This is a genomic window from Acinetobacter sp. IK23 (assembly GCF_035615275.1).
Classification (GTDB): domain Bacteria; phylum Pseudomonadota; class Gammaproteobacteria; order Pseudomonadales; family Moraxellaceae; genus Acinetobacter; species Acinetobacter seifertii.
Window position 1 is genome coordinate 36,251 of the sequence record NZ_JANBNX010000002.1, and the last position, 22,665, is coordinate 58,915.

20 protein-coding genes and 1 tRNA gene are annotated in these 22,665 nt (G+C 34.6%); 8 read left to right on the forward strand and 13 right to left on the reverse strand.

Annotation, left to right across the window (positions count from 1 at the left end; translation table 11 throughout):
* The first annotated feature begins 35 nt into the window (after positions 1-35).
* From MSG95_RS02080 to MSG95_RS02090, 3 genes are read left to right on the forward strand one after another with little or no spacing between them, the layout of a single operon-like run.
* Positions 36-878 carry an amino acid ABC transporter permease gene (locus tag MSG95_RS02080; protein ID WP_004702137.1) on the forward strand — a complete coding sequence of 281 codons (843 nt, stop codon included), beginning with the start codon at positions 36-38 and terminating at the stop codon, positions 876-878.
* 2 nt (positions 879-880) lie between these two features.
* Positions 881-1,558, forward strand: coding sequence for an amino acid ABC transporter permease (locus tag MSG95_RS02085; RefSeq protein WP_077165778.1), 678 nt, complete (start codon positions 881-883; stop codon positions 1,556-1,558).
* 13 nt (positions 1,559-1,571) lie between these two features.
* Entirely contained in the window at positions 1,572-2,315 is a 744-nt protein-coding gene (locus MSG95_RS02090; protein ID WP_004702133.1) for an amino acid ABC transporter ATP-binding protein, read from the forward strand.
* 51 nt (positions 2,316-2,366) lie between these two features.
* Here the strand turns inward: MSG95_RS02090 and MSG95_RS02095 are convergent, their stop codons facing one another.
* Complete coding sequence (locus MSG95_RS02095; RefSeq protein WP_213033574.1) at positions 2,367-3,680, reverse strand: DcaP family trimeric outer membrane transporter; 1,314 nt, start codon at positions 3,678-3,680, stop codon at positions 2,367-2,369.
* Between the two features lie 346 nt (positions 3,681-4,026).
* Between MSG95_RS02095 and MSG95_RS02100 the strand changes: the two genes are divergently transcribed.
* The gene (locus MSG95_RS02100) at positions 4,027-4,497 is read left to right on the forward strand and encodes an Lrp/AsnC family transcriptional regulator (RefSeq protein ID WP_002050132.1); all 471 of its coding nucleotides are present in this window, start codon (positions 4,027-4,029) and stop codon (positions 4,495-4,497) included.
* A 43-nt stretch (positions 4,498-4,540) separates the two neighbouring features.
* Here the strand turns inward: MSG95_RS02100 and MSG95_RS02105 are convergent, their stop codons facing one another.
* From MSG95_RS02105 to MSG95_RS02115, 3 genes are all read right to left on the reverse strand, one after another.
* The gene (locus MSG95_RS02105; protein ID WP_004702129.1) at positions 4,541-5,290 is read right to left on the reverse strand and encodes a YebC/PmpR family DNA-binding transcriptional regulator; all 750 of its coding nucleotides are present in this window, start codon (positions 5,288-5,290) and stop codon (positions 4,541-4,543) included.
* Positions 5,291-5,452: 162 nt separating this feature from the next.
* Complete coding sequence (locus tag MSG95_RS02110) at positions 5,453-5,998, reverse strand: 1-acyl-sn-glycerol-3-phosphate acyltransferase (RefSeq protein WP_077165779.1); 546 nt, start codon at positions 5,996-5,998, stop codon at positions 5,453-5,455.
* Positions 5,999-6,190: 192 nt separating this feature from the next.
* Positions 6,191-6,754 (reverse strand): TetR/AcrR family transcriptional regulator, encoded by a 564-nt coding sequence (locus MSG95_RS02115; protein ID WP_077165780.1) that lies wholly within the window; start codon positions 6,752-6,754, stop codon positions 6,191-6,193.
* A 276-nt stretch (positions 6,755-7,030) separates the two neighbouring features.
* Between MSG95_RS02115 and MSG95_RS02120 the strand changes: the two genes are divergently transcribed.
* A complete protein-coding gene (locus MSG95_RS02120; protein ID WP_077164051.1) occupies positions 7,031-7,894 on the forward strand; it encodes an iron-containing redox enzyme family protein in 864 nt (287 codons plus the stop codon).
* 506 nt (positions 7,895-8,400) lie between these two features.
* Here the strand turns inward: MSG95_RS02120 and MSG95_RS02125 are convergent.
* From MSG95_RS02125 to MSG95_RS02135, 3 genes are all read right to left on the reverse strand, one after another.
* A complete protein-coding gene (locus tag MSG95_RS02125; protein WP_077165781.1) occupies positions 8,401-9,117 on the reverse strand; it encodes a LuxR family transcriptional regulator in 717 nt (238 codons plus the stop codon).
* A gap of 418 nt (positions 9,118-9,535) precedes the next feature.
* Positions 9,536-9,943, reverse strand: coding sequence for a hypothetical protein (locus tag MSG95_RS02130; RefSeq protein WP_031944963.1), 408 nt, complete (start codon positions 9,941-9,943; stop codon positions 9,536-9,538).
* 864 nt (positions 9,944-10,807) lie between these two features.
* Positions 10,808-10,884: transfer RNA gene (locus tag MSG95_RS02135), tRNA-Ile, on the reverse strand.
* Positions 10,885-11,044: 160 nt separating this feature from the next.
* On the opposite strand from MSG95_RS02135, the gene MSG95_RS02140 reads away from it, so the two are divergent.
* Positions 11,045-12,271: an integrase family protein gene (locus MSG95_RS02140; protein WP_151819346.1), complete on the forward strand. Its 1,227-nt coding sequence runs from the start codon at positions 11,045-11,047 to the stop codon at positions 12,269-12,271.
* Between the two features lie 252 nt (positions 12,272-12,523).
* Here the strand turns inward: MSG95_RS02140 and MSG95_RS02145 are convergent, their stop codons facing one another.
* Positions 12,524-13,423 carry a LysR family transcriptional regulator gene (locus MSG95_RS02145; protein ID WP_049066288.1) on the reverse strand — a complete coding sequence of 300 codons (900 nt, stop codon included), beginning with the start codon at positions 13,421-13,423 and terminating at the stop codon, positions 12,524-12,526.
* A gap of 89 nt (positions 13,424-13,512) precedes the next feature.
* Here MSG95_RS02145 and MSG95_RS02150 point away from each other — a divergent pair, with 89 nt between their 5' ends.
* Positions 13,513-13,950 (forward strand): PACE efflux transporter, encoded by a 438-nt coding sequence (locus tag MSG95_RS02150; protein WP_077166254.1) that lies wholly within the window; start codon positions 13,513-13,515, stop codon positions 13,948-13,950.
* A 68-nt stretch (positions 13,951-14,018) separates the two neighbouring features.
* Here MSG95_RS02150 and MSG95_RS02155 read toward each other — a convergent pair whose 3' ends face one another.
* The 3 genes from MSG95_RS02155 to MSG95_RS02165 all read right to left on the reverse strand — a co-directional run bounded on the left by MSG95_RS02155 (position 14,019) and on the right by MSG95_RS02165 (position 17,186).
* Positions 14,019-15,425 carry a purine-cytosine permease family protein gene (locus MSG95_RS02155; protein ID WP_077166253.1) on the reverse strand — a complete coding sequence of 469 codons (1,407 nt, stop codon included), beginning with the start codon at positions 15,423-15,425 and terminating at the stop codon, positions 14,019-14,021.
* Between the two features lie 252 nt (positions 15,426-15,677).
* Positions 15,678-16,142, reverse strand: coding sequence for a hypothetical protein (locus MSG95_RS02160; protein WP_039254844.1), 465 nt, complete (start codon positions 16,140-16,142; stop codon positions 15,678-15,680).
* 114 nt (positions 16,143-16,256) lie between these two features.
* The gene (locus MSG95_RS02165) at positions 16,257-17,186 is read right to left on the reverse strand and encodes a DMT family transporter (RefSeq protein ID WP_139344825.1); all 930 of its coding nucleotides are present in this window, start codon (positions 17,184-17,186) and stop codon (positions 16,257-16,259) included.
* A 95-nt stretch (positions 17,187-17,281) separates the two neighbouring features.
* Between MSG95_RS02165 and MSG95_RS02170 the strand changes: the two genes are divergently transcribed.
* Positions 17,282-18,133 (forward strand): LysR family transcriptional regulator, encoded by an 852-nt coding sequence (locus tag MSG95_RS02170; protein ID WP_324624585.1) that lies wholly within the window; start codon positions 17,282-17,284, stop codon positions 18,131-18,133.
* A gap of 952 nt (positions 18,134-19,085) precedes the next feature.
* Here MSG95_RS02170 and MSG95_RS02175 read toward each other — a convergent pair.
* On the reverse strand, positions 19,086-20,105 hold the full coding sequence (locus tag MSG95_RS02175) for a fimbrial protein (RefSeq protein ID WP_324644939.1): 1,020 nt from the start codon (positions 20,103-20,105) through the stop codon (positions 19,086-19,088).
* Positions 20,102-22,639: a fimbria/pilus outer membrane usher protein gene (locus MSG95_RS02180; protein ID WP_139344827.1), complete on the reverse strand. Its 2,538-nt coding sequence runs from the start codon at positions 22,637-22,639 to the stop codon at positions 20,102-20,104. Before MSG95_RS02180 ends, MSG95_RS02175 begins: the two co-directional genes overlap by 4 nt.
* Between the last annotated feature and the right edge of the window lie 26 nt (positions 22,640-22,665).

A 22,665-nucleotide genomic window follows, 5' to 3' on the forward strand; every position in this document is an offset into this window, starting at 1 on the left:
GTCTATTTTCTAAGATATTCATTTAAGGGGCAAACATGTCAGTCGGCTCGCTAAACTGGACTATATTCTGTGCGGAGTCTAATGAATATGGTGTCGATAAAGCCGCATGGGCAGAATCAGTTTGTAAAGTCATTGGTAGCTCTAGCTACAATGCTTATTCTGAGGCGCCCACATGGTTACAAATGTTAGGTTCTGGTGTCTTTACTATGGTATGGACTGCTGTTGTAGCCTTTCTTATCGCATTTTTATTAGGTTCTCTCCTCGGGGTAATTCGTACTTTACCCAACAAACCGCTTGCATTTATCGGCAACTGTTATGTCGAAATATTCCGTAATATTCCTTTAATTGTACAGTTATTCTTCTGGGCTTTTGTATTCCCAGAGTTCTTACCAGATAGTTTAAGTGCTGGAAGTGGAGACGTTGTAGCAGGTGGATGGTGGAAAAACCTTCTAAATCATCATCCTGCTGTTATTGGTGTTTTTGCTTTGGGTCTATATACCGCAGCACGTGTTTCTGAGCATGTAAGAGCGGGGATTAACACAGTTTCTCGCGGACAAAAGTTCGCTGCTTCTGCGATGGGTTTTACAACGGCGCAAAGTTATCGTTATGTGATTTTACCGGTTGCATACCGTACTGTATGGCCAACCATTACTTCAGAAGCAATGAACGTTTTTAAGAACTCAGCAGTTCTATATGCGTTAAGTGTTTTGAACTTCTTCGCTTATACCAAAACCATGCGAGAAGAAACTTCTCAGGACATTATCATTCTTATTCTGTCTACACCGGTTTATTTAATCATTACCTACACCATTAAATTTGTGATGGCATGGATTGAAAAACGTATGGCTGTACCAGGTTTAGGTTCGGGAGGAAAATAATTATGGATTTTTCTCTATTACATCATCCTGATGTTATTGCTGCACTCAAAGAAGGTTTTATCTTCACGCTTACGGTAACGGTACTTGCGATGATGGGAGGAATCCTGATTGGAACTCCATTGGCAATGATGCGTTTATCTAACAGCGCAATCGCAAGTAACTTTGCAAAGTTCTATGTCGATCTATTTCGTGGTATTCCATTAATTCAGGTCATCTTTATTTTCTATTTTTTGTTGCCGAAAATATTTGAGTTTCAATCAGATACTTATTGGGGGCCATTATTTTCGAGTGTTGTGACCTTTGCGATTTTTGAAGCTGCATTTTTCTCGGAAATTGTACGTTCCGGTATTCAGTCTATTTCAAAAGGTCAGGTCAATGCAGGCTACGCTTTAGGTTTCACCTATGGTCAATCTATGCGTTATGTGGTGTTACCGCAGGCCTTCCGTAACATGCTCCCAGTATTACTTACTCAAACCATTATTCTCTTTCAGGATGTGTCATTAGTCTATGTGATTAGTGCACCAGACTTCTTAGGTCGTGCAGATACATTGGCTAATACCTATGGTCCTGAAACAAAAGCAACATTCTACTTAATCGTCGCTGTGGTGTATTTCTGTAGCTCGTTTGTACTATCGCAATTAGTCAAACGCTTACAGGAAAAAATTGCCATCATTCGCTAATTGGAGATTTTAAATGCCAATGATAGACATCCAACATATCTCTAAATGGTATGGTGATTTTCAGGTTTTAACAGATTGCACGACGAGTATTGAAAAAGGTGATGTCGTTGTTGTTTGCGGGCCATCTGGTTCAGGAAAATCAACGCTCATTAAAACCGTAAATGCTTTAGAACCATTTCAGCAAGGTGACATTATTGTTGATGGGGTTTCATTAAAAGATCCAAAAACTGATCTTGCAAAATTCCGTTCTCGCGTAGGAATGGTGTTTCAGCACTTTGAACTTTTTCCGCACATGACAGTTTTGGAAAATTTAACGATTGCTCAAGTGAAGGTGTTAAAACGCTCAGTTGCTGAAGCTCGGGAAAAGGGACTTAAGTATCTGGAACGAGTTGGGTTGCTTGCGCATAAAGATAAATTTCCAGGACAACTTTCTGGTGGACAACAACAACGTGTTGCAATTGCTCGCGGGTTATCTATGGACCCAATCTGTATGTTGTTTGATGAACCTACTTCGGCACTCGACCCTGAAATGGTAGGAGAAGTGCTTGAAGTGATGGTACAACTTGCAAATGAAGGTATGACCATGATGTGTGTTACTCATGAAATGGGTTTTGCTAAACGAGTATCGAACCGTTTAATTTTCATGGATGAAGGGAAAATTCTTGAAGATTGTCCAACCAATGAATTTTTTGATAATTTAGAGGCTCGTCACGAGCGCGCTAAACTTTTCTTAGAGAAAATTCAGGCAATGCATTAATTGTGACAATAAAAAAAGAGCCTTTAAAGGCTCTTTTTTTATATCTAGCTTTTAGAAATTATATTTAGCAAGTAAATTTATACGTGAGTAATCGCCTTTATCACCTGCAAAAGTTTCACGTTGACCGTAGGTATATTCTGCTCCTAAATCAATATTCTTAACTGGGTTCCAGATTAAATTAACTAAAGCATTATAAATCTCTTTGTTATAGCTGGTATTGGTTAAATTGCTATTTGCATAGACGCTATTATCTTTATATTGAATACCACCTACAGCAAAAGTAGAGCGGAGGATAGGACTCCATTTACGTTGATATCCAATTACTGCGCTATCGAATTCTCCTAAATTAATATCTTGTGTTGTTGTGTCATAGTTATAAGCCGAGTTGCTATAAGACAAATATCGACCATCACCTTTAACATGATAATAGCTAGCAACTAAACTATCTTGAGGAGTTAAATCATATTTACCTCCAACGCCCACCCCCCAACCGATTTTTTCTTGTGAAACACTATCTGTTGGAGCTACACGGTTTTCATGGGCAAGACCATGTAACTGTAATAGGCCTTTATTATCCGTAGTTTTGAAGTCATATCGTGCTGTTAAAGCAGGAAAGCGGCTTCCGCCAGCAGCATTACTTACTTTTTCAACATCGCCACCTTCTAGGGCAACTAATATTTTTTGCTGTGCATTGATTGGTTGAGTATATCGTACTTGTACAGTACGAGTGGTACCTGTTCCGACTGCACCAGTAAAGTCTAGTGTCTCTGGTGATGTATCGGTGTTTATAAAAGGTGAAGTTGTTTGGCCTGCTAACCATTTACCTAAAGACATATAGGCATGACGAATACGGAAGGTGCCAGCACCATTATCTCCATTGCCACCCATGAAATCGGCTTCAATTTTACCTGTTAAATCTCCATATTGAGTTGGTCGAGTAATATCTAAGCCAATTCGTGAAGTTGCTGCAGATACATTTAGTGAGTCTTGTTTTGGATCATCTTTATTGAGTGGATAATTGGCACCATTTGAAATACTGCCATTTGAACCTTTAAAGTCATAGGTTGCATCTGTGCGAACACTACCATAAAGCTTGACTTGAGTTTGCCCATCGGCCATAGCCATCCAACCTGGTTTTGATGCAGGAGGTGTAGGGGTAACTGGTGCTGCGGGAACTGTTGCTGGAGCAGTGACAGTTAAAGCTGTTTTTTGTTGATCAGATAGTTTCTGGACGAGTTGTTTTAACTCCTTTACTTCATCACGTAAGGCGTTAACTTCAGCATCTGTAGCGGCATGCACAGGCATCGTCACGCTCATTGCACCTAAAGAACTCATTGCTAATACTAGTGTTTTGATCTTATTCACAGGAACTCCCCCGACATGGATAAAAATTTTCCTGCAAATACATAACAAAAAAGATGCCAACTTTAAGAAACTTGAAAAATAGTCAAATTTTGATAATTACTTCCTTTTTAGCGTTAAATAGTAGTGAGAATAAGGATTTTGCATCGATAAATCAGATTTAAGCATAGAGCTGACTCTCTAAAATGAATCGTCCCTGACAATACTTGCACGTTTAAAAGACATAAAAGACTTAAGCTCTATAGAAGAAATATGGTTTTGTTGCCCATAAACCTTTGTATTTTCAATGCAGAGGTAAGTGGTATAGGGTTATACTGTCTTCACTGTGAAATTCTGGCTGGAGAAAAGAATGGAGTTAGACCGTTTTGATAAACAAATTCTGGAAATTTTGTCTCATGAAGACCTGAATTTGAATGAGCTCTCAGAACGGATTAATCTTTCAGTTAGCTCTGTTCATCGCCGCATTAAGCACTTAATTGAAGCTAATATCATGGGACAGCTTAAAAGAGAAATTAACTTTAGCAAATTGGGTTTTACCTTGCATATTTTGCTACAAGTCTCTTTAAGTAAACATGATAGCGAGACCTTCGATAAATTCCTTTCTGAAATTGAAGCTATTCCTGAAGTTACAAATGCATTTTTAGTCACTGGTCAAAGTGCCGATTTTATTCTTGAATTGGTCGCACGTAATATGGATGACTACAGCGAAATTTTATTAAGACGGATTGGTAAAATTGACAATGTCGTCGCTCTACATTCGAGCTTTGTGATTAAAGAATACAATGTGTTTAACTGTTATAACTTATTAAATAAGCTATAAAAAAACGCACCAATCGGTGCGTTTTTAAATTTCAATGTTTGGTTTAAGCATCTAATTGAGCTAAAACTTCATCTGAGAACTCAACGTTTGTATAAACGTTTTGTACATCATCAAGATCTTCAAACATATCGATCATTTTGAGAATTTGTTTTGCTTGGTCAACATCTGTAATTTCAGCTTTGGTTGAAGGGCTCATTACAACTTCAGCGTTATCAGATTTTAAGCCAGCAGCAGCGAGAGCATCTTGAACATCACCAAAAGTTTCTGGTGAAGTAATGACTAAAATTTCATCTTCTGAAACTTCAATATCTTCTGCACCAGCTTCTAGAGCAACTTCCATGATTTTATCTTCTAAAGAGACATCTTCAAAAGTAATTTCACCACGCTTAGTAAATAGATAAGATACAGAACCCGCAGTTCCTAAATTACCGTTTGTTTTACTAAAACAGTGACGTACATCAGGTACTGTACGGTTTAGGTTGTCTGTCATTGTTTCAATAAGAACAGCAACACCACCAACACCATAACCTTCGTAAGTTACTTCTTTTAAATCATCATTATCTTCACCACCCACACCGCGTTGAATTGCACGGTTAATGGTGTCACGTGTCATATTGACAGAAAGCGCTTTTTCGACAACAGCACGAAGGCGAGGGTTACTAGCAGCATCTCCACCACCAAGTCTGGCAGCAGTCACAATTTCACGAATATATTTAGTAAAAACTTTACCGCGACTTGCATCTTGTTTAGCTTTACGATGCTTAATATTGGCCCATTTAGAATGACCCGCCATGGAAGTGAACTCCAAAAATTAAAAAATGCAAAAGTGCCAGAATATTATCATAGGCATGGTTTTCTTGAAAACTGTTGTCCTATGTTTTGTTAACCAATTAAGCACGCTTTGAGAGGCTAAATTTAGCTAAAAAAATAGAATCGAAGTTTGCGACTAAATTAGTTAGCTAATCTTTACATCAATATCATATTGCGCATAGAGTTCTTTAATTGTTTCAAGATCCTTTTGCAAATCTGAAGGGTAAATTTTGCCTAAAATACCGCCTTTTTTTGTTCTTGGATTTGCGTACATCAGTACGATTGGCACATTCGCAGCTTTAGCAATATGCCAGAATCCAGTACGGATAGGTCTGCGTTCAGATCCATCTTTTGCTCGTGTTGCTTCAGGTGCAATGACTAGATTAAATGTATCGTGACTTTGAAATTTTTCAACCATTTGAGAGACAATATCTTTACTCGCTTTTCGATCTACAGGTATTCCACCTAATTTCTCAAGAATAGGCTTCATTGGACCTTTGAAAAGTTCCTTTTTTATTAAAGTATGAATTTTTAGGTCTAACATTTGAAACAGAGCAATAGATAAGATTGCATCCAAATTGGACGTATGTTCAAAACCAATAATAACTTGTTTTTTCTCAAGAATTGTAGGATCTACATCATAGGTCCAACCAACTGCTTTAAAGATAGAATTGCCTAAAAACTTTTTCATAGAGATATGGGAGACAATAAGGATGCGGAATTCTAATATGAGTTTGTCCAAAAAGGTAGAAAATTATTACTGCAGTAAATTTCATTTATTTTAATATTAATACTCAATAAACTTTATATTTATTAGTGCTATATTTTAACTAGTCAATATAAAAATATATAATATATTGGTTTGAGGTTAAATTTTATCAGTTCAACTAAGATTTTCAGTTTTAATTAAATACTCGATATATTGCCATTTTTTGTTAGGATCAATCAAATCTTTATCAATGGTTCCATCAATGATAATCCCATCAATAACTGAGATAAGCATATGGGTAAGGGGAGTAGGGTTTTCAATACCAAGCTCTACTAATAAACTATTTAATAAATTGATTAACCAATTTGTATATTCTTGAAATGGTTCTCGAATTGAAGTGTATTGTTTAGATACTTCAATAAATGCCTTCTTAAATAGGCAGCCGTTAAAGTTTTCACTGTTAATCCAGTCTATATACCAATTAAAAATCAGATGTATTTTTTCAAGTGGCTCTGCATCTGGATGTGCATTCAACCTTTCATAAATAGAATTTTGTATATTAATGTTTCTATGCTCTAGGCACTCCATGATTAAACTTTCTTTAGAAGGAAAGTATTTATAAAAAGTCATCTTGGCGACATTTGATTCAGCAATAATTCTATCTACGCCCGTAGCGTTATAACCCATTTTATTAAAAAGGTTTAAAGCAGTATTTATAATATCTTCTTTTTTTGACATTATTTTTCCAGATAGTTAGAACTAATTATGAGTTGGCATAGCTTTTGATTTTTTAATCAATTTGATCATAATCAAAAACATAGTTTGATTCAAGTTAATATTATAAAAATAATCTTTATTATTTTTAAATTTTTTTTAATATTCTATTTGATTTAATATAATTTTAATTCTAAGATTGATTTTTAACAAAAGGAGTTTGGGTTTTAGCGTAATTCTTTGTTTTTAAAATAAAATATGGAAATCAGATAACTTTAATAAGTTTAACGAGAGTGAATTATGCCAAAAAAATTTGAGAACTTTAATAATCCTAGGAAAAAGGCACTCGCAGGGATGAAACAAAGCATTTCAGCTGAGCTTTGGGATAAAAATCTAAACTTTTTAAACCAATTAAGAGTTAAGATTTCAAAACATCCTGTTTCTCATCATCCCGCAATAGAAATTTTAAACAATGGAGAAATCAGTAAACAAAATTTAAAGCGTATTCATTTAGAGTATCGCCATGCAATTGTACAAACTTTTACAGATGCTTTATTAATAGCTCAATATCAGGCAAAGCAATTAGAACCTAAATTGCATGCTGGGGCAAAAATGTTCCCGCGTTTTCTTTTAAGTCTGAATATATTTGATGAATTCGGATTCAGGCCTGGTGCTGACCGAGATGGTTATTATCAAGGAAACCCTGAATATGCTCATTATCCATTATTTGAAGATGTTTTGAATGATTTTGGAGTAACTGAAGAGGAGCGTCGCAACTATAAGCCAACAGAAATCGCGCATCAGGTGAGAGATTTTTTAGAGAATTCTTATAATGACTATAAAGCTGTTTCTGCTTTATTAGCTGTGGCTGAAGAAGAGGTGATTTTGTATAGTCCACCTTTGCGTAAAGCAACCAGTGCTGTCGGTATAGATGTCGAGGGTGGTGGTTATTACCATGTTCATGGCATTTCTGAAGATGAAACTGCTGAGGCAGCAGATGATGATCATGAAGAAGATTTATGGTTCATTTTGATGCAGGCTTGTACTGAAGAAGACTATATTTATTTAGAAAATCTATGCCTTGAATATTGTAATTTGTGGGAAAAATTTTGGGATGTTCAAATGGAGATATCAAAATCAATGCCTAAACAAAATTTGGCTTAAGAATATCTCAAATATTGAACTCATAATTTATAATAAACATAAATACTAAAAGGAATATTGAAAATATGGAAATAGCAAAACTCTTTTAGTCTTTAAGTGAGCAATTTTTGAATCGTGTGTGCTATTCATTTGTATTTTAAGATATTCAGAATTATAAAACCCCCAAAATTAAATTTTTAGGGGGTTAAATTTGGCTAGCTAATGAATTAGAGAACTTAAATGTTTTTATTTAAACTTAGATTAATCAGTTGCTTATGATATTTTTTATGCCATTTGTAGTTTGGTTTAGTGCTATTTAGGGGCAGATGTATTCTGATCATTGTAAAATTGGAATATCCTTACAATAAGATTGTATTTGCATAATATTGTTGGTCAATTCAATCAATAAATATGAGTTTTCCCTAATATATTAATAATTTATAAGAGTTTACGAGTGGCGGTAGATCTACATTATTTTCTTTAAATGTTGATTTATATTAGCTTGCTAAATTGATTTCGATGCAAATTTATAACAATCCTAGCATTATTGCTCGAATGACTGCTGAAATTTTATTGTTTACATTGAGTTTTTGCATTGCATTCACCACATGAAAAGTTACGGTTCTCTCACTAATAGATAGAATTAGCGCGATTTCTGAAGCGGTTTTTCCTTCTGCACTCCAACGCAATACCTCTTTTTCTCTGTTAGATAACTTAAGATTTAAATCACGGAACTCTTTGTCATTCACGATTTTGGCAAGACTACTATGCAGCATTTGAGCAAGCCAAAACATTTTTGAGGATTGCGATTTTTGTTCTTGTTCGGAAATTGGATCGGCTGATCTGGCAAGTGTAAGCATGCCTTGCGTACCAATTAAATCTCGACATGATTGTGACCAACCAACGCTCAAGCCGAATGATTGTGCTTCTTCCCAAAAATCTTTTGGTGATTGTTTATTTGCTTTTTGGCTAGACCAAATAAGTGGTTTTAATGAGCTTAGACAATGGCGTACTGTTGGATCAATAACAATATACCGATGCTGAGCATAACGTTGCTGCCATTCTTCGGGATAGTTATTTAATAAGATTAACTTAGGTTGAGTAATAGAGAGTGGGATATGCATACCATACGCACAATAGTTATATCCCAGCTGCAAGCTAATGGATTTGGCTGTATCAAACAGCTGATCCGTATCTTTTGCATTTAAAGATGCAGAAAGCAGATCTTCTTGCCAATTTTCCATGTTTTCCCCTTGTCCTTAATGCATAAAATTTTATTAAAAGTATTTGATTTTTATGGTCAAGTATTCCCTTGATAGGGTTTTTATAACTACAAATTATTGGTATTAATTGGTTAATAAATAAACTGCATGAGTGGTCCTTGCTGCTTTGACTTCGGTCTCACCAATTCACCATTAATAATATAATAGGTTTTAAATTGTATATTAATTATACATTATATTTAATCTTTAATTAAAGCTAAGTTTTTACCTGCGAACAAAAGCTAATCATGAATAAGAAGTAAAAGCTCCTGTCTTTTAATTATAAATGATGCATTTATTTTGATTGCCCTTAAATATGAAAATTCGTGTAGATGACAAAAAGTATGAATCTGCTGCACTATAAAATTATAGTGCAGCAGATTGATGTGATTGGTTAGATTTAACAAGAACCCCAAACAACACCAGACCAAACAGGATTGTTGTTAAGATAGAGTGTAATTTTTAAACCTTTAGGGATACCCCATGTTGTACAAACATCACCACAGACTTTTAGTGTGGCACCAATTGGAATACTAATAGGAGATGGGAAGCAAATTTGCCCAATGATTGGAAAGTTGAAGCATATTTTGTTTGTTTTTGGATCATAAGAAGCTGAAACACAAGCTTGAAGGTTTAATGCTTGAACTCCAGCTGAATCTAGTTGGCTTTTGAGGCCTTCTACAGTTATATTATTTTCAGCTGTTAAGTTATTATTGTCACTTGCTAAATTAGCGTTTGCAGGTTGATTTTCAAATCCGACTTTTGTGTAGTCAGGGATCACGTCTTTTTCACATTGACATTTGCTCATTTTAATACTTCCTTTTAAATCTTCGTACTCATCTGGCTTTTCCGAAATTCGCCCCATTTATTTTTTGTGGTTTCTGGAATCCACAGTCACTCCGGTATGGAATGATTTCTTGTAGGTAGATGCATTTATAAGATTCCGTGATATCAATACATCTGCTTATTCTTTGATCAAAATTTAATGGTTTTTTTGAAAGGAAATAACTGTAATTTTTTACGGTTTTTAAGCAAAAAATGATGTTTTTGAGCTTTGAAAGGGGCAAGTTCAATCAGTTGAACTTTTTAACGATGATAAGAAGGTGTAATGGTTTAATGTTGTAATTTTCAATGTTGTTTTTTCACAATCATTTATATTCGGAACTAAGAAAAAATTCTTTAAAAACAAAAATTTTTTTAAGCTACAAAATATGGCTTATTAAATAATTGAAATAGACTAGCGTACTCATGATGGGTAATTGTCATAAGTGAAAATTTTTAACTACAGTCTGACGTGTTATTACTAGGAAGTTGAGAACCTTCATAGGGAGATGAATATAAATACTTTTATTGTTTATCATCACAGTTCAAGAGAACACTATGAAACCGCTTGTGCTAATAGGAAAAGGTGTAAGTAGCTGAAATTTTAAATTTTCCGAAGATAGATCGTTTTACTTTCTTTTTAAGTTATGAAGTATTGAATGATAGGACAGATATTTAATACTGATAAGAAAGACAAGGTATTTAAAAAATTAAATAGTGTGAAGTTTGACCTATAAACCAACGGATTATTAAAATTATGAACCACTGAAAAGATATAAAGATCCAGATGTTCTGAAAAATAGAAGGCATTAAAAAACCTCATAACCTAAAAGATTATGAGGTTCGAATTTGGTGGGCCCACCGTGACTTGAACACGGGACCAACGGATTATGAGTCCGCTGCTCTAACCAACTGAGCTATAGGCCCTATAAGAAAGAAAAGCTTTTATTCTCAAGGCTTTTCAGTGCCTGCAATACTAATCAATTTTTTGATTAAACACAAGTATTTTTCAAAACTAGATATGCAGTAGACCTGAAAAATATTTTGATATATTGTTAATTATCACAAGCGATACGGATTTTAGCTTATGAGCACTTCACGAGTAAAGCTAACCAAGTCATTTATTGATCAACTTAAACTCATTCCAGCAATTTATCGCGACAGTGAGATTATCGGCTTTGCTATTCGTGTGAATAATTCTTATAAAACATATATTATAGAGAAGAAAATAAAGGGTAAATCTATACGTTGCAAAATAGCTAACTATGAAACAATTACTCTTGAAGACGCACGTATACTTGCACGGCAAAAGTTAAAATTTTTATCTGATACCAATCTTGCTAGTATTAAAAATGATGATATATTAAAAAATAATTTAAATAAGCAATATTATCAGCCCACTCTAGCAGAGTCTTTCCAAGCCTATATCGATCATCATAAACTGAAAGAAAGAACACTTGCTGATTATAAAGAAGTTATAGAAAAATACTTAATAGACTGGAAGGAACTTAAATTAATTTATATTAATGAACAAATGGTTATAGATAAATATACTCAGCTATCTAAAAATAGTTATGCAAAAGCCAATTTGTCTATGCGTGTTCTTCGAGCTATTTATCATTTTTCGGTAAAATATTATAAAAATGCGCAAACAACAATCCCAATCATGAACCCTATTGCTTTGCTGAATTCAAGGGAAGTATGGCGAGAAATTCCAGCTCGAAATGATTATATTGATATAGATAATTTAAAAAAATGGGTTCATACAATAGTTGAATATAAAAATAGGGAGAAGGAGAATGAAACAAATAAAGATTTTTTATTCACGCTTGTCCTAACTGGACTTCTTAGAAATGAGTGTGAGTGTTTGCGTTGGGAAGATCTGGATTTACACAAAGGAACACTTTCTTTTATAAATACTTATAATAATGAGAGTTATAAACTTTATATGGGTGATTTTCTATGGCTTTTAATGAAAAAACGTAAAATGCAAATGGAGGGAGAGTGGGTTTTCCCATCTGCTAAATCTAAAACTGGTCATATTGTTAATATTTCTAAATTCCGAAAAAAGATAAATGAACAAAGTAATATTTCTTTTACTTTTCAAGATTTACGTAGAACATTTAATTTTATTGCAAGTAATTTAAGTAATGAACCCATATTTATAAAAAACACAAATGAAAAGAAAATAATATTAGAATCTGACCATGTTGTTCATGATCAAGATATGCGTCACAAAATGAATAAAATTGAACAAATCGTTTTTAGTTCATATAGAGATGAACTTATTGCATTAATGAACATCAATTCCTAAGAACTTTTATTCTCAAAAATAAAAGACACAGAACCGACACCCCTTATCAAATAAGTCTAAGTTTTGTCTGTAAAACGCAGAATGAATATTTCTTCACATTTTTCACAACTATTTGTAATTGATTAATTTTATACTTGACTAAATCACTTGGAATTTATACAGTACCAGAGTATTTTCTCATAATTATTAATATTGCTTAGTCCTGAAATACAGTAAGAAGCCTATTCACTATGAATAGGCTTTTTGCTTTTTTTAATGGGTAAGCTTAGATAGGCTTGATTGAATAGTTTGAACCAGTTCTCTTGCAGCTTTTGATAAGGGTTTATCTTGGAGCCAAATGAGATAAATAGAGAGCGGCAAATGATTTTTTGTATTTTTAAAATCTAGTTGAACTAAATGCCCCTGTTCAATTTTTTCTTTTACTAAAGATAAAGGAAAATTTCCCCAGCCTAAACCTGCCTCGACCATATTAATAGCGGTTTGTAAATTATTGGTTTTCCAATACATTGCTCCAACGATTGAACGTGAGTCCTGCATATTTAATTCAGTACTTGCGACCACAATTTGTCGGACATTAATTAATTCTTCAATAGAAATGAGCTTGTTCTTTTGTTTTAAAAATGGATGATCAACAGAAATTGTGGCGACTAAAGTTTCATTCATAACTAATTGTAAGCTTTCACGCATTTTTATATTGAGATCTGAACCTGCAAGACAAAGACTAATATTTTCTGTATAGAGCAAGTTTAGAATATCATCTTGTGGAGCGGTAATAATTTCTATATTGAGTAACGGAAATTTATCAGCCAATTGTTTTATCGCTTTAAGTAGTAAATCGGTGTTGGCATCTGAAACAACACCAATTTTCAGTTTACTTTCTAGTCCTAATGAAAGTTCATATGCATGGGTGCCTAATAGCCTAAGTTGTTCAGCAATAATTCTTGCTTGAGGTTCTAATGCTAAAGCCGCAGAAGTAGGAATCACTTTACGGTGGGTACGTTCAAATAGATGATAACCAAGCTCTGCTTCGATATTAGCAATAGCCATACTCACTGCTGACGGTACTCGACTTAATTTACGGGCCGCAGCAGAAAAAGATCCTGTATCTAACACAGTTAAGAAAAGCTCGATATTTTCGCTATTAAAATTCATTTTGATATCAGTACAACTGAAAGCTGTTAACTTTAATTGTGATTTTAACTGAAACTAAAATAAAAGGAAGTTAGAAAAGTTGATTGGTTATGCAAGGTTTAAAGCGTCGTATTGTTTATGTTTCTTCATATGAAGTTATTGGAATGGTAATTTCATCGGTAGGTTTAGCACTTTTGGCTGGAGACAGTGTAGAGCATACTGGCCCACTTTCAGTGATGATTACGACCATCGCGCTAACATGGAACTTTATTTACAACATTCTTTACGAAAAGTGGGAAGCTCGGCAAGATAGTAAGTCACGTACTGTTAAACGTAGAATCGTACACGCGATCGGATTTCAAATCACTTTAGTGATATTCTTAATTCCGCTTATTGCATGGTGGATGGATATTTCTCTCGTTGCAGCATTCTGGCTAGATGTTGCCTTTATTATCATCATTCCAATTTATACATTTATATTTAACTGGACGTTCGATAAATTATTTGGATTACCTGTTTCTGCACAGATTAAGCCTGTTCAAGAATAGACAAAATTTCAAAGAGATATCAAAGTATTGATCTATTAACTTTGATATCTCACCTGAAATTATTTGATTTATTCAAGCTCAAGATTTTTTGAAACTTTTATTTGAGCTCTTTTTGCTAGTACATAATATAAAATTGCAGTCGATAACAATCCAACTAACCATGATAAATCAATACCGCCTAACATCTCAGCAATTTGTCCTTTGTAGAATTTACTGTCAATAAAGGGAAGCTGAAGTAATATGCCAAGAAAATAGCAACTGATACCAATGGTGTTCCAGCGGCCATATTTTCCATTTGGGTCATATAGTGCGTCTACATCACATTCTTCTTTAGCAATAAAATAATAATCAACTAAATTAATTGCACTCCAAGGAATGAAGAATGTCAGAAGAAATAAAATAAAAGCTTTGAATGCACTTAAGAAGGTATGTTCACCTACAACTGCAATGAACGTTGAGATTAAAACCATTGCAAGAACAATGATAAGTCGGGTTAGTTTTGAAATTTGTCCAGTTGGTTTAAAGCTATTCCAAATGGTCGCTATACACATAAAACTGCCATAAGCATTGAGTGTCGATAAAGTGACCTTTCCAAAAGCAATACTAAAATATAAGAAAGTAATCACAAGAGCGATTGGGTTCATACCTACAACATACTGAACTTCATTACCAACAAAACCACCATTTGAGACTTGAGCAATTAATACACCAAGTGTCATGGAAATTTGTGAACCGATCAAAGAGCCAAGACCAACTGCCCCAAATACCCGAGTTGAAGAGGTTTTTGTTGGTAAATAACGCGAGTAGTCTGCAACATAAGGCCCGAATGAAATTTGCCAAGAAGCCGAAAGAGAAACTGCTAATAGAAATGATGACCAACTGAAGTGGCGTACAGCAAGCAATTCTGAAAAATTCGAGAGGGCCAAAATTTGAGTAAGAATAATAACAAAAGCAATTAAACCGATAATACTTGCTACTTTTCCTACCCAATGAATCAACCGATAGCCAATCGTTGCAAATGCAATAATGAAACAAGCATAAATTAAAATACCTGTTGTATTAGTGACTTGTGTAAGGTGTGCAAGTGCTTTGCCTGCGAGTACTTCACCAGTTGCGGTAAAGCCAATATACATCAGGCAAACCAGAATAATAGGAATACATGCACCATAGACCCCAAATTGCACCCGACTCGAAATCATTTGGGGAAGGCCAAGTTTTGGTCCCTGAGCTGCATGCAAAGCCATAACAGCCGCACCAAAGCACTGTCCAATAAATAGTCCAATGATTGACCAAAACACATCACCGCCTAATACGACGGCTAAAGCACCCGTGACAATCGCTGTAATCTGTAAATTAGCACCAAACCAAAGGGTAAATTGGGCGAATATACTGCCGTGCCTTTCATTTTCAGGAATAAAGTCAATACTGCGGTTTTCAACAAACCCATTTTTAGATGTTCCTGTTGCTGAATCCATATAACACTCTCCTTATCCTTTAAGAGCTTTTCTTTTATTTGAGTTTATTTTGTACAAACAAATACAAACATGTATATACAAGTAATTTTAGAAAGAAGCAATGGGTCAGTGAAATCACACTTATAAAATTTTTATGCCTATAAGTTTAAATACGATGGAAAATTCAACGGGGCTATAATCATTTTTATAAGTATGAAAATGTTTAATCAAAAAGTTAATTTCATAAAAAAGCCCTCCAATGAGGGCAGATAGTCAGACTTCAGCATCAAGAATGGCCTGAAAAAATACAGGCAGTTCTGAAAATTGAACTAATTGAGTTTTATCATCATGCTTATAATAGTATTGATATTGCGGTGTTTCAAAAGCACTATCGAGATATTGAGTTGCATCGGAAAATTGGGCTTTGGCAACAGGTTTGTCTTTTTTAAATTTAACAATGATAGGATTTACAGAGTTTAATTTAACGGGTACACCATTTTCAAACTTGGCAGTTTCAATGAGTAAAGAGATTTTAAAGTCACCAAATACAGCACAAAATTGGCCTCCTTTTTCTGTTTTAATTTCACGATCTTGAAACAGTTCTTTAAATAAATCTTTTAACGATTCTCTGTGCTTGTCTAAGGCTAATTGAAAATCATGATCTTGCTGTTCTAGTTTCTCTTGCTCTTCTTTTAGCAATTTGGCCTGTTTTTCGATTGTTGTAAAATCCAAATTCATCTTAATTTCTCCTTGTTTTATTTTTAAAACTATATATGGCAGCCATTTGTTAAGTTTTAAAGAAACATACAATCTTTGTTACAACGCAATAATTAAGATGAATTTGTGTGACTACTATTTCGTACAAGGTTTAGCCATAAGTGTCGGACGTTTAATTTGAATAAACCCACCACTGCTTAGCACACCGAGCATGACTAAAGCAGTCCCTATAAGCTGCCAGATGTTAAGTGCCTGACCAGCCAATAGTGCCACCAACATACTAAAAACTGGAACAAAGTTAAAAAAGATTGATGCTCGGCCTGCGCCTAGTTTTTGAATGCCATTAAACCAAAATAAATAAGCGATCATGGTAGAGCAAATAATGACGTAACCCATTGCCAAGTGTGCAGTAATAGGAGCCATAACTACTGCTTTGATTGGATGTTCGAAAATTAGGCTTAATGTGATTAAAGTCAAAGCACCGAACAACATAGAAAAAGTTGTAGTTTCTAGAGGTGTAGCATTTTTTACATAGCGACGTGATAACACATTAGCTAAACAAAAACTGATACCACCGAGTAAGATAAATAAGTCACCGATTGCTATTTTTAAATGAAGTAGCGTTGATAGATGACCATGACTAATAACAAAAAGCACTCCACTTAAACCAAATACAACACCAATAGATTTAGCAAGTGTTAATTTTTCTCCATCAAGCAAAATTGCTAACAATAGAGTAATCAGTGGAGTAGTTGCCATGATTAAAGCACCATTGACTGCCGATGTTGTTTGTAAACCGTAGAAACAGCCTATATTAAAACCAGCAATACCTATAATTCCAATAAGCAGATAGATAAGTAAATTCTGCCGCAAAGCATCCCAACGCAATTTACCCGTAGCCGAAAAAATAATAAATAGCCCAAGGCTTGCAAGTGTAAAGCGCTCAGCTGCTGCTGAAAGTGGAGGCATATGTTGGATGATATAAGACATTGCATTAAATGCTGAGCCCCAAAACAGCATTGTGATCACAACGCCTGTATAGGCATAAACCATTGTTTTATTCATGATGGGACTCCGAAAAAAGAATGTCTCTATTCTGAGTAATCACTTAAAGGTGTACAATTCCATATTAATTCATCTTTGATGTGAAAATTTGCACAATGATTGATTGGGAAAATTTACATTACTTTTCAGTTTTTTCAGAAGAGAAATCACTTTCAGCTGCCGCAAGAAAGTTGGGAGTCGACCATGCTACTGTTGCAAGAAGAATCGCACAGTTAGAACAGAACTTAAAATTAAAGCTAGTTGATCGTAGGCCACGTACATACGTACTTACTTCAGATGGAGAGCGGCTTGCCCAAGTTGTAGCTCGTATGATTGAAGAAACTTTTTCCATTGAGAGACTTGCTCAGGCTGGACAGCAGGAAGTTACAGGTACTGTTTCTATTAGTATGCCTCCGTTAACTGCTGCTCACCTCATCATGCCTCAACTTGGAAAGTTTTATCGCCATTATCCGCAGTTAAAATTACGTGTACTTGGTGATGTTCATTATGTATCTTTGCTGCATAGCGAAGCGGATATAGCTGTGCGATTTGGACGACCTAAAGATGATTATTTAGTTGCTCGTAAAGTTGGGGAAATCCCTTTTGGAATATATGCTGCTCCAAATTACTTAGCTGTTACGAGTGAAGAAAATTATGAATGGATTAGCGTGGAGGTCGGTGGTGTACATGGACAAAAACAACAAAAATTAAAAGAAAGATTAAATAATAAAGAGCCGATTATGATGACTAATCATCCTGAGTTGCAATGGAGAGCCGCATGTGGGGAAGTGGGTTTAGCTGTTTTGCCTGATTTTTTAGGTGGTCTTGGTAACTTAGAGAAACTTCCAGATGACCAGCCGATGAGTGCAGAAATCTGGTTGGTGACTCATGAGGATTTAAGGCACAGCCCAGCTGTGCGAGTAGCAATTGATTTTCTTGTGAGTTGTTTTGAGTCTTTTAAAGTCTAGATTTCGTTAATTAAAAATGAGTTTATATTAATCAATTTAAAAGCTGCTGTAGTTCAGCAGCTCCTTCAATTTGACAGATCTTCCAAAGCTCACTTTTATTCCTCTACATAAATTAGATCGTCCCGATCAGAGTTAAAATTAATGTTTTAGTGCTTCTGGTTGCCACGTTACTTAAATTATTCAGGGAAGTGACCTGCATCTTCTCGCCCTTGTTTTAAAGCTAGAAAAAAACATAGTAGAAAAAGTAAACCAATAAAAAACAAGAAAAAATCTAGATTGCTAATACCAAAACCAATTGCCGAAGCCCCTAAGCTTAATAATAAAATGCAAAATATTTTCCAAAAAATGAGCATGCTGTTTTGTTGTAAACACTTGAAGTTAGACTGTAATTGAAGAATATTTAAAGATTTTTTTATGTTTTTTTTCTTATAGGTTGTGTAAAACTTTATAATTTTTAGACTTTAAATACAGTGAAATGACATTCAATATTGAAAAAGACGATGTAATAGATTTTTTAGCTATATTGAACATTAATCTTTGTAAATTTCAAATTTTCTTAATTAATAGAATGGTAATTCTTTAGAAAGTCTGTAGAATAGTGATATTGAATTTTATTTTTAATTTAATTGTATTTAAAATTAACCAGTTAGGTGTATTTATCAAACCTTTGTTAAAAAAAAGACTTGATATTTAAGTTAAATTTTGGAATTATAGTGATGCAAATTGTGATCTATTTCCCACAATTTGTATTTCAGGTTAAGTGGTTATCACTAATGCTCATTGGCTTTATTCACTGATGAGCATTTTTTTAATTTATTAGTTAGTAAAATTTAAAAATTATCATTATTTAAAATCCTTTTTGTTTAGTCTTAATTAAAAATAATAGTTTATATAGCTTTATTCACACTACAAATAGAGACGTAATAAAACTCAGTTTTGTATAAGTTTACTGCTAATCATATTGAATAGTTACAGTTGCATTAGCTTTGACTTCACCCGCTGTAACAGTAGTTGCTGTTTGATAGTAACGTGCTGTTAAAGGCACATCATATTCTACAGTTTGATTAGAACTTACAGTACCAATATCTAGCGGATTCCCTTTTTGAATAGGGCTGTTCGCACCATTCATATTCCATAAAAGCTCTACACCAACGCCGTTCGCTTTTGTTGAATCAGCAGCACTATTATTAATAACCTGATTATTTGAGCTGTCCGAATTATAGTTAAAGCTTAAGCTCAATGAATTGCTGGTAGGTACTCCTGAGTTATTCTCGCCTCCATTACAAAGAATAGATAGGTTAAAGTTTTTTTCACCTTGCGTTGAACCAATAGCTCTAAAACCTGATTTTGTTACTGTGGGAAGTTGCACAACAGTATTTGGACCATTTTGAATTTCACAAGATGATGATGCAATTAGAATAGGGGAGCTACCTAGTACTGTGGTTGTTAAGAACGGACGGTTTTGTTGTCCTGCCACATAGTAGGTACTATATCGACCCGCCACCAATGCACCGGAACCTGTAGTGGCAGCAGTTTTAATAACTTCCAGAACAATGTAGCCTGGTGAAAGTGTATAGGTTGTGTGAGGCGTCAATGTAAGTTTATAAGGGTAATAGCCAGAAGCGTTTGAAAAGTCTGTTACTTCACGATAAATTCGAATGCCAATACCCGGAATGTTTGTAGCATATACATTATTGCCTATTGAGCTAATTGGATAATTTAGTGGTAAGGCTGCTGTAATTTGGTCACCTGGGCGGTTGCACGTTGCCGTAGAATTACTTGGCGAAATCGTAAAAGTATTTTTTTGTAAAACTGTGCCTATTGGATCAGTCGGACGAACGATAATCGTACCAATTGTTATAGGAATATCTACTGTAGTAAAACCTTTGCTTAAAGTGCAGTTTGCATAAGCTTGGTTATAAATAAATAGACTAGTTACTAATAAGCCACTTTTCATTAGTACTTTTTTCATTTGCAGATTGCCTCTGTCATAATAATTGATTGTTTTTCCTGAGAGATTTTCGATTGAATGTCATATTCAAGTTGACATTCCTCATTATTCCTTTCACCCCACCTCACATACAGATGATCGTGGGTTAGAGGTGTACGTAAATAAATTCGACTACCTTGGGCGACCATCCCAACTAATTCTTTGTTTTGGTTAAAAACTTGTGCTGCAAAAGGAAGATGAGTACTCGTTGGAGTTCGGGTATTAATAAAAAGTGCATATCCAGTTTTTGTCGAAAAATTTATCTTGGTGATGGACCCAGCATAAGGGGCTATACGATGACTAGTTTCTGAAAGTTCCACATTTGAAGGCATGCCTTGAGGATCTAAACTAATATCATTTAAGCGATAAGGCGTAACATAGGGAATAACAGCATATCCTTGCTTATTAATACTTAAACCTGTTGTATTACCTACTCGTGCACCAGTAGCCTCAGGAGCATAGATCAATACCATTGTTTGGGCCTGGTCTGGTCCAAATAAAATACCTTGAGAGTGGGCAACAATGTTTCCATTTAAATTGATCATTTCTTGTTGATATGTATCGGATTGACTATAAGAAGCCCCTACGGTGGTGTAGTTAGTACGATAGTTGCCATTAATATTTATGCTTGTCTGAGCTTGATCTTGATAGGTAACGGATGAACCATAGTCGAAGCGGTTGCCGATATAACCACTCATTCCTAAAGTTTTACTATCTTCTGAAATAGAGCTATTAAAATTAACTGTATTCTTCTTAAATTTGAGCGGAAAGGATAATGACAATAAATATTGTGTTTCATGTCCTGAATCTTGTTTTTCTAAGTCAAGTTCATGCCTAACTACAGAAATACTGTAAGTTAAATCTTTAAACTGATTACTGTATCCAAATTGAAATTGTTGATTACGATTAGGTTGATTCCAGTAATTAATCCAAGAACCCACCAAGTAAAAATTACCCCATTGGTTCGGAAGACCTTGGTTTAATGTGATCTGAAATTCACTTTTTTGTTTCCCTACTGAAAAACTATCTATATTTCGTTGTTGTAAATCTTGGATTAATATTGAATCTCTTAACTTTAAATAATTTTCTGTTGAATATCTGTATGTCACTACAGTTAGGTTAGTGCGAGTTGGGGTAAATAATCGATTGTAACTTAGACGATAACTTTGCCCTTTGAGGGTAGGACTTTGGTCAAAATCAGCTTTTGATTGAGTTACATCAAATGCAATTCCACCAATTGGTGTCGCAAAAGCGCTACCTATTAAAAATGACTGATAATGTTCAGCAGATTGAAAACCTGCATAGCTTGTTAAATAGTTGTTTATACCTCTTTGGTATTTACCTTGTATCAACCACGGTTTTAAATCGATATTCGCATCTCTAAACTGCCCTAAGGTAAAAGAATATCGACTCATTTTAGGACGAAGCATTTCTACTACAGATGCATAGGGAATGGAGAACTTTTGAATCTCTCCATTTGTTTCGTGTACAGAAACTTGGAGTTCACCACCAAAACCTGTGGGATAAAGATCGTTGATTTCAAAACTTCCCGGGGTAACGGTAGTTTGATAAATTAAATTTCCCTGTTGGCGTACCTCTACTTTTGCATTGGTTCTTGCATAACCTCGAATTTGAGGAGCATATCCAAGCATACTGTTCGGAAGCATGCGGTCATCACTTGATAGGTTAATACCCTGATAAGGAAGAGCCTCAAGAAAATTACTATTTGTAAAATAATCTCCTACAGTTACGACGCTATTTAATTGAGGAAAGGCTTTTTGGGCGTAGGTGTTATTTGATGTATAAGAAGAATTCTTATTTTGTATTTCATTATGATCTTGCCATTTCCATTGTCCAGTGTGGCGTAATTGCCAGTCGTACAAATTTATCCCAACATATGTACTCATAAAAGCATGATTTGTTTCATGATCATTATTTACAATGCGATAAGCAGAGGCGTTGTATGAAAAAAAAGCGGCGTTTATGCCACGATCCCATAAGCGTGGATCGACATATCCTTGAGCATTTTTCTGCAAAGCGACCTGTGGGATTGAAATATCAAGCCTAAGACGAGCCGTATCAAATTGATAAAAGGCATCTTTAATCCATTTTTCTAAATCATTACAAATAGGTAAATTATTTGCTTCTCTATCAAGAATTTCTGATTTAACCCCATATTCTAAAAGCATATCTGCCGTAAAACAGGTTTTTGCATTTTCATTGGAGTTTGAAGTCTTAAAGAGAAACTTTCGTTTACCGAACCATTGTCCATTAATATATACATCAAGACTATATTCGCCAGGTAAAATAGGGTTGCCGTATTTAAATCGACCAATATCAATTTTTTGCGCATTTCCTACTAAAAAATTAGTATCAAAGTCAGCTTTTAACACATTTTCGCTATTCATATTGTCAGAAGCATATACAGCCAAAGGCACATTAATTGCGATGCTTAACACTAAATAATATGTACTTCGCTTTTTTAAGCAAATATGGGGTATGAACCACTCTGACATCATCTTTATGCCTATTCATGGATAGG

Coding starts and splice junctions, on each gene's coding strand:
- MSG95_RS02175 (WP_324644939.1), bottom strand. CDS start 20,105: ATGAAAAAAGTACTAATGAAAAGTGGCTTATTAGTAACTAGTCTATTT.
- MSG95_RS02110 (WP_077165779.1), bottom strand. CDS start 5,998: ATGAAAAAGTTTTTAGGCAATTCTATCTTTAAAGCAGTTGGTTGGACC.
- MSG95_RS02115 (WP_077165780.1), bottom strand. CDS start 6,754: ATGTCAAAAAAAGAAGATATTATAAATACTGCTTTAAACCTTTTTAAT.
- MSG95_RS02180 (WP_139344827.1), bottom strand. CDS start 22,639: ATGTCAGAGTGGTTCATACCCCATATTTGCTTAAAAAAGCGAAGTACA.
- MSG95_RS02165 (WP_139344825.1), bottom strand. CDS start 17,186: ATGAATAAAACAATGGTTTATGCCTATACAGGCGTTGTGATCACAATG.
- MSG95_RS02080 (WP_004702137.1), top strand. CDS start 36: ATGTCAGTCGGCTCGCTAAACTGGACTATATTCTGTGCGGAGTCTAAT.
- MSG95_RS02140 (WP_151819346.1), top strand. CDS start 11,045: ATGAGCACTTCACGAGTAAAGCTAACCAAGTCATTTATTGATCAACTT.
- MSG95_RS02130 (WP_031944963.1), bottom strand. CDS start 9,943: ATGAGCAAATGTCAATGTGAAAAAGACGTGATCCCTGACTACACAAAA.
- MSG95_RS02160 (WP_039254844.1), bottom strand. CDS start 16,142: ATGAATTTGGATTTTACAACAATCGAAAAACAGGCCAAATTGCTAAAA.
- MSG95_RS02120 (WP_077164051.1), top strand. CDS start 7,031: ATGCCAAAAAAATTTGAGAACTTTAATAATCCTAGGAAAAAGGCACTC.
- MSG95_RS02125 (WP_077165781.1), bottom strand. CDS start 9,117: ATGGAAAATTGGCAAGAAGATCTGCTTTCTGCATCTTTAAATGCAAAA.
- MSG95_RS02100 (WP_002050132.1), top strand. CDS start 4,027: ATGGAGTTAGACCGTTTTGATAAACAAATTCTGGAAATTTTGTCTCAT.
- MSG95_RS02145 (WP_049066288.1), bottom strand. CDS start 13,423: ATGAATTTTAATAGCGAAAATATCGAGCTTTTCTTAACTGTGTTAGAT.
- MSG95_RS02105 (WP_004702129.1), bottom strand. CDS start 5,290: ATGGCGGGTCATTCTAAATGGGCCAATATTAAGCATCGTAAAGCTAAA.
- MSG95_RS02090 (WP_004702133.1), top strand. CDS start 1,572: ATGCCAATGATAGACATCCAACATATCTCTAAATGGTATGGTGATTTT.
- MSG95_RS02150 (WP_077166254.1), top strand. CDS start 13,513: ATGCAAGGTTTAAAGCGTCGTATTGTTTATGTTTCTTCATATGAAGTT.
- MSG95_RS02170 (WP_324624585.1), top strand. CDS start 17,282: ATGATTGATTGGGAAAATTTACATTACTTTTCAGTTTTTTCAGAAGAG.
- MSG95_RS02155 (WP_077166253.1), bottom strand. CDS start 15,425: ATGGATTCAGCAACAGGAACATCTAAAAATGGGTTTGTTGAAAACCGC.
- MSG95_RS02085 (WP_077165778.1), top strand. CDS start 881: ATGGATTTTTCTCTATTACATCATCCTGATGTTATTGCTGCACTCAAA.